Source organism: Streptomyces sp. NPDC093801 (genome assembly GCF_040701585.1).
Taxonomy (GTDB): Bacteria; Actinomycetota; Actinomycetes; order Streptomycetales; family Streptomycetaceae; genus Streptomyces.
The window spans coordinates 23,546-30,211 of sequence record NZ_JBFBDP010000059.1 but is presented as its reverse complement, the minus strand read 5'-3'; the positions used below and the strand labels follow the sequence as shown (position 1 = coordinate 30,211).

The window sequence follows — 6,666 nt, the reverse complement described above, 5'->3', positions numbered from 1 at the left end:
GGTACTGCAGGGGGGACCCTGTGGGAGAGTAGGACGCCGCCGAACAATCATTGTGGGAAAGCCCCGCACCTTCTGGTGCGGGGCTTTTCTGCGTTCCGGGGCCCTGCGCCGACTCCTGTAGGGTCGGGGGAGCATAGATTCGACATTTCTACAGTCACAGTGGAGGCCCCCGGGTGGAGGTCCAGGAGACTCGGGTCCAGACTGACCGAATTTTCACCATTCCGAACATCCTCAGCATGGCCCGCCTCGTCGGCGTGCCGCTGTTCCTCTGGCTCATCCTGGCGGAGTACGACGGTTGGGCACTGCTCGTGCTCATGCTGAGCGGCGTCAGTGACTACCTCGATGGGAAACTCGCGCGGCGCTGGAACCAGATCAGCAAACTGGGCCGGCTCCTGGACCCCGCCGCGGACCGGCTCTACGTCCTGACCACGCTCTTCGGACTCACCTACCGGGGGATCCTGCCGCTGTGGCTCACCGCCGCGCTGCTGGCCCGTGAGGCAATGCTGCTGGTCATGGTGTGGATCCTGCGCCGGCACGGCTATCCGCCGCCCCAGGTCAACTTCCTCGGCAAGGCCGCCACCTTCAACCTGATGTACGCCTTCCCCCTCCTCCTGCTCAGTGACGGTACGGGCTGGTTGGCCTGGATGGCGTCCGTTTTCGGATGGGCGTTCGCGGGTTGGGGTACAACGCTCTATTGGTGGGCAGGAATCCTTTACGTGGTGCAAGTCCGCCGTTTGGTCAAGGCGGATGCCACGGCCGATTGAGCTCACTCGGCGCCGGTGCTGACGCGGAGGAGTAGCGGAGTATCCGTCCGGGACGGGTGAGGTCGGCCAGACCGTCATCTCTCTAGGAGGACTCTTCCGACATGAAGGCCGTCGTGATGGCCGGTGGCGAAGGAACGCGGCTTCGCCCCATGACCTCAAGCATGCCCAAGCCGCTCCTGCCGGTGGCGAACCGGCCGATCATGGAGCACGTGCTCAGGCTGCTCAAGCGGCATGGGCTGAGCGAGACCGTGGTCACAGTCCAGTTCCTGGCGTCACTCGTCAAGAACTACTTCGGTGACGGCGAAGAGCTCGGCATGGAGCTCACCTACGCCAACGAGGAGAAGCCACTCGGCACCGCCGGCAGCGTGAAGAACGCAGAGGAGGCCCTGAAGGACGACACCTTCCTGGTCATCTCCGGCGACGCGCTCACCGACTTCGACCTCACCGACCTCATCAGCTTCCACAAGGAGAAGGGCGCACTCGTCACGGTGTGCCTCACCCGCGTGCCGAACCCGCTGGAATTCGGCATCACCATCGTGGACGAAGAGGGCAAGGTCGAGCGCTTCCTCGAGAAGCCGACCTGGGGGCAGGTGTTCTCGGACACCATCAACACCGGCATCTACGTGATGGAGCCGGAGATCTTCAACTACGTCGACCCCGACGTGTCGGTCGACTGGTCCGGCGACGTCTTCCCCCAGCTGATGAAGGAAGGCCGGCCGATCTTCGGCTACGTTGCCGAGGGCTACTGGGAGGACGTGGGCACCCACGAGAGCTACGTCAAGGCGCAGGCCGACGTGCTCGAGGGCAAGGTCCAGGTCGAGATGGACGGCTTCGAGATCTCGCCCGGGGTCTGGATCGCCGAGGGCGCCGAAGTGAGCCCCGACGCCGTGCTCCGCGGACCGCTGTACATCGGTGACTACGCCAAGGTCGAGGCCGGGGCGGAGGTCCGCGAGCACACCGTCGTCGGATCGAACGTGGTCGTCAAGAGCGGGGCCTTCCTGCACAAGGCCGTCGTCCACGACAACGTCTACATCGGGCCGCACAGCAACCTCCGCGGCTGCGTCATCGGCAAGAACACCGACATCATGAGGGCCGCCCGGATCGAGGACGGCGCCGTCATCGGCGACGAGTGCCTGGTCGGCGAGGAATCCATCGTCCAGGGGAACGTCCGCGTCTACCCCTTCAAGACGATCGAGGCGGGCGCCTTCGTCAACACCTCCGTCATCTGGGAGTCCCGCGGCCAGGCCCACCTGTTCGGCGCGCGCGGCGTCACCGGGATCCTGAACGTGGAGATCACCCCCGAGCTGGTGGTGAAACTCGCCGGCGCCTACGCGACCACCCTCAAGAAGGGGGCGATCGTCACCACGGCCCGCGACCACTCCCGAGGCGCCCGCGCCCTCAAGCGCGCCGTGATCTCGGCGCTCCAGGCCAGCGCGATCGACGTGCGCGACCTGGAGAACGTACCGCTGCCCGTGGCCCGCCAGCAGACGGCCCGGGGCGCGGCGGGCGGGATCATGATCCGGACCTCGCCGGGGGTGCCGGACTCGGTGGACATCATGTTCCTCGACGAGCGGGGCGCGGACCTCTCGCAGGCGCAGCAGCGCAAGCTGGACCGCGTCTACGCACGACAGGAGTACCGCCGGGCCTTCCCCGGGGAGATCGGCGACCTGCAGTTCCCGTCGAGCGTCTTCGACTCCTACACGGGCTCCCTGCTGCGGCGGGTGGACACCACCGGGATCGCCGACTCCGGGCTCAAGGTCGTCGTGGACGCCTCGAACGGCAGCGCCGGCCTCGTGCTGCCCAGCCTGCTCGGCCGGCTCGGCGTGGACGCGCTGACGATCAACCCCGGCCTCGACGAGTCCAGGCCGACCGAGAGCCACGAGTCCCGGCGTGCCGGACTGGTACGGCTCGGGGAGATCGTGGCCTCGGCGCGGGCGGCCTTCGGCGTGCGCTTCGACCCGGTCGGCGAGCGGATCTCCCTGGTGGACGAGCGCGGCCGGATCATCGAGGACGACCGGGCGCTGCTCGTCCTGCTCGACCTGGTGGCGGCGGAGAAGCGCAGCGGCAAGGTGGCCCTGCCGGTGACCACGACCCGGGTGGCCGAGCAGGTCGCGGCGTACCACGGGACCCAGGTGGAGTGGACGACGACCTCGCCCGACGACCTGACCCGGGTGGGCCGCGAGGAGACGACGATCTTCGGCGGCGACGGCCGGGGCGGCTTCATCGTTCCCGAGTTCAGCAGCGTCTTCGACGGATCGGCGGCCTTCGTCCAGCTCATCGGGCTGGTCGCGCGCACCCAGCTCACCCTGAGCCAGATCGACTCCCGCATCCCGCGGGCCCACGTGCTCAAGCGGGACGTGCCCACCCCGTGGGCGGCCAAGGGGCTCGTGATGCGGCGGGTCGTGGAGGCGGCCGGGGAGCGGCAGGTGGACACCACCGACGGCGTGCGCGTGGTCGAGGCCGACGGACGGTGGGCGCTGGTCCTGCCGGACCCTGCCGAGGCGGTCACCCACCTGTGGGCGGAGGGCCCCGACGACGCGTCCGCACAGGCCCTGCTGGACGAATGGGCCGCCGTGGTCGACGGAGCCGGCCAGCACTGACCCGTCCCACCTCGCACGCGTGTGCGGAAAGGGGCGGGAGTGCGGCGGTCCGGGCACGGCGTGTCACCCGGCCCGGTCCGCCGCACGGCCGCATTGGATGTGGGCGGCGCCGACATGCGACGATGTGCGGCATGTCGCAGCCGCCCACCAACCGGAGTCCGGCCACACCGCCCGCGCGCCCGGACGCGTCCATGTCGCTGCTGACGCACGTGATGGACCACAGCCTCGACGAGGGCTATGCGGAAGCCTCGGCCCGGCGCGCGGCGGACGGTACGGCGGGGCTGCCGCGCACGCTCAAGGCCAAGCTGGCGCTCGCCGCGGGCCTCGTGCTGGCCGCGATGGTCGTCACGCTGGGTGCGGCGCAGGCGCGGGTGGCGGCGCCGGTGCTGGCCAAGGAGCGCCAGGAGCTGATCGACCGGGTCGAGCGGGCCGACCGGCACGCGGACACCCTGGAGCGGGACGTGGAGCGGCTGCGGACCGAGGTCGCGGACCGCCAGCGCGAGGCGCTGAAGCAGCCGGGCGGGCGGCAGGCCCAGCTCACGGCGTTGCTGTCGGGTGCAACCGAGGTGCACGGTCCGGGCGTCAAGCTTGTGGTGGACGATGCCAAGGGGTCCTCGTCGGGCGGCGGAGGCGGCCCGCGCGAGAGCGCCGGGTTCTCGGACACCGGGCGGGTCCGCGACCGGGACATGCAGCGGGTCGTCAACGGTCTCTGGCAGTCCGGGGCCGAGGCCGTCTCGATCAACGGGCAGCGGCTGACGGCGCTGTCGGCGATCAGGGCGGCCGGTGACGCCATACTGGTCGACAACCGGCCTCTGGTGCCGCCCTACGAGGTCCTCGCGGTCGGGGACGAGAAGCGGCTCGGGACCGCGTTCCAGGACTCCGTGGACGGGCAGTACCTGCACGTGCTGCAGGAGAGCTACGGGATCCGCTACAGCCTGTCCCCGGTGGACGAGGTGAAGCTGCCGGCCGCGTCGAGCCTGACCGTGCGGTCGGCCACAGCAGAAGAGCCGAAGAAGGGTGCGTCGTGATCGCGGTACTGGGCCTCCTGGCGGGAGTGGTGGTCGGACTTCTCGTCCGCCCCGAAGTGCCGGCCGTGGTGGAGCCTTATCTGCCGATCGCCGTGGTGGCGGCCCTGGACGCGGTGTTCGGCGGTCTGCGCGCGATGCTGGACGGGATCTTCGTGGACAAGGTCTTCGTCGTGTCGTTCCTGTCGAACGTGGTCGTCGCCGCGCTGATCGTCTTCCTCGGTGACAAGCTGGGGGTCGGCTCGCAGCTGTCGACGGGCGTGGTCGTCGTCCTCGGCATCCGGATCTTCTCCAACGCGGCGGCCATCCGCCGGCACGTCTTCCGGGCGTGAGGCCGATGAGTGCCGACAACACCCCGAAGGGGGAGCAGGGACCGGAGCCGGATCCGGCCGGGGGCGCCGCGGGCCAGGGCCCGCAGGCGCCGCTCCCGGGCGCCCCGCAGCCGGAAGCGACGCCTGCGGGCGCCCCGCGTCCGGAGGCGGGGGAGACCGGGCGGCAGCGCCTGGCGGCCGGACTCTGGCCGCCGCGGTTCAGCCGGGCCCAACTGATCGTCGCGCTGCTGCTGTTCGTCCTGGGCCTCGGGCTCGCCATCCAGGTGCGCTCCAACAGCGACTCCAGCGCGCCGCTGCGCGGCGCCCGCCAGGAGGACCTCGTCCGCATCCTCGACGAGCTGGACGGGCGGACCAAGCGCCTGGAGGACGAGAAGCAGAAGCTGGACGACCAGCGCAGGGAGCTCCAGAGCAGCTCCAACCAGGCCGAGGAGGCCCGCAGACAGACGCTGGAGCGGGAGCGCCAACTGGGCATCCTGGCCGGTACCGTGGCGGCACAGGGGCCCGGCATCACGCTGAAGATCACCGACGCCAAGGGCCAGGTGCGCTCCGACCAGCTGCTGGACACCCTCCAGGAGCTGCGGGCGGCCGGGGCCGAGGCGATCCAGATCAACGGCGTGCGCGTGGTGGCGGGATCGTACTTCTCGGACGAGGGCGGTGGGATCGCGATCGACGGCAAGAAGATCACACAACCCTACGAGTTCAGGGTGATCGGCAAGCCGCAGGATCTGGAGCCGGCGCTCAACATCCCGGGCGGTGTCGTGCAGACCATGGAGAAGGAACAGGCCACGGTCGCCGTCACACGGTCGGCGAAGATCATTGTGGATGCCTTGCGGGCTGCGAAGCAGCCTGACTACGCTCGGTCGTCATCGCCGTGAGACGGGGCGGAACGAGGACGGTCCCACGCGGGCTGACGCCTGCGGGGGGTCGACGCACCGAAGTCGCGGTGCGTGGTGGAAACTGTCTGGTGGTTACGGACGTTGTCAGAATGTCCGGGTCGGCAGGTGTGTGTATGCGGAGTTCGTCCTGCCCCACGGGCGGGTCTGTTTCGGTCAAGGGGAATCGCCCGTGAAGTTGTTTGAGAAGTTGTTCGGCAAGAAGAACCGCGAGGAAAGCGGTACGGCACGCCACCGTGCGGGGCACGGCGAGGGGGAGGGCCAGGGAGACCGGCCGCTCTTCCGTGACGAGGTGGCCGGCCCCGGGGGCGGTGCGGGCGCGCAGGGCGTGCCCTCCGCCGACCCGTCGGCCGCCGGGCGCATAGGTTTCGGAGACCCGTCAACCCCGGGTGCGGCCGGAGGGTTTGCCCCCGATCCGTACGCCACCAACGCCTCCGCGGGGCAGCCGCGACGCGAGGAGCCGTCCATGTCGGCCGAGCAGACGTGCGGCAGGTGCGGGCACCGCAGCGATGCGGCGAGCCGTTTCTGCTCCAACTGCGGGGCGCCGCTGCGGGCGGGTCTGACGCCGGAGCGCGCCTCGGAGACCACGTCCACGATCTCGATCTCCGGCCTCGAGGCCTACGAGGCCGAGGCGACCGGACAGCACATGTCGCCCTCGCTCTCCCCCGAGGCCCAGGCCGCGGTGGAGGCACTGCCCCCGGGTTCCGCCCTGCTCATCGTGCGGCGCGGCCCCAACTCGGGCAGCCGCTTCCTGCTGGACGGGGAGCTGACCACGGCGGGCCGGCACCCGCAGAGCGACATCTTCCTGGACGACGTCACCGTCTCCCGGCTCCATGTCGAGTTCCGCCGGGGCCCCGAGGGCGGCTTCACCGTCGCCGACGTCGGCAGCCTCAACGGCACGTACGTGAACCGCGAGCCGATCGACTCGGTCGCCCTGCACAACGGCGACGAGGTGCAGATCGGCAAGTACCGGCTCGTCTTCTACGCGAGCCTGCGGGGCGTCTGACCCCCACCCCCGGACTCCGTCCGGGGGGACCTCCGGAGGGAAGGTC

General features: G+C 70.1%; 6 protein-coding genes. All 6 read left to right on the top strand.

Features of this window, described 5'->3' with window-relative positions; translation table 11 throughout:
• The first annotated feature begins 173 nt into the window (after positions 1-173).
• The 6 genes from AB0469_RS39040 (at position 174) to AB0469_RS39015 (ending at position 6,620) form a co-directional block, all read left to right on the top strand.
• Complete coding sequence (locus AB0469_RS39040) at positions 174-764, top strand: CDP-alcohol phosphatidyltransferase family protein (RefSeq protein WP_042811546.1); 591 nt, start codon at positions 174-176, stop codon at positions 762-764.
• Between the two features lie 101 nt (positions 765-865).
• Positions 866-3,364: a mannose-1-phosphate guanyltransferase gene (locus AB0469_RS39035; RefSeq protein WP_366456355.1), complete on the top strand. Its 2,499-nt coding sequence runs from the start codon at positions 866-868 to the stop codon at positions 3,362-3,364.
• Between the two features lie 122 nt (positions 3,365-3,486).
• On the top strand, positions 3,487-4,392 hold the full coding sequence (locus AB0469_RS39030; RefSeq protein ID WP_366456354.1) for a DUF881 domain-containing protein: 906 nt from the start codon (positions 3,487-3,489) through the stop codon (positions 4,390-4,392).
• Positions 4,389-4,721 (top strand): small basic family protein, encoded by a 333-nt coding sequence (locus AB0469_RS39025; RefSeq protein WP_007262894.1) that lies wholly within the window; start codon positions 4,389-4,391, stop codon positions 4,719-4,721. The genes AB0469_RS39030 and AB0469_RS39025 overlap by 4 nt, the downstream gene beginning before the upstream one ends.
• A gap of 5 nt (positions 4,722-4,726) precedes the next feature.
• The gene (locus AB0469_RS39020; RefSeq protein ID WP_366456353.1) at positions 4,727-5,596 is read left to right on the top strand and encodes a DUF881 domain-containing protein; all 870 of its coding nucleotides are present in this window, start codon (positions 4,727-4,729) and stop codon (positions 5,594-5,596) included.
• Positions 5,597-5,678: 82 nt separating this feature from the next.
• Positions 5,679-6,620, top strand: a complete 942-nt coding sequence (locus AB0469_RS39015; RefSeq protein WP_366456357.1) for an FHA domain-containing protein — start codon at positions 5,679-5,681, stop codon at positions 6,618-6,620.
• Positions 6,621-6,666: the final 46 nt, after the last annotated feature.

What these genes read in the sequence shown, in the direction of transcription:
- AB0469_RS39020 (WP_366456353.1), top strand. Translation starts at nt 4,727, where the DNA reads ATGAGTGCCGACAACACCCCGAAGGGGGAGCAGGGACCGGAGCCGGAT.
- AB0469_RS39035 (WP_366456355.1), top strand. Translation starts at nt 866, where the DNA reads ATGAAGGCCGTCGTGATGGCCGGTGGCGAAGGAACGCGGCTTCGCCCC.
- AB0469_RS39030 (WP_366456354.1), top strand. Translation starts at nt 3,487, where the DNA reads ATGTGCGGCATGTCGCAGCCGCCCACCAACCGGAGTCCGGCCACACCG.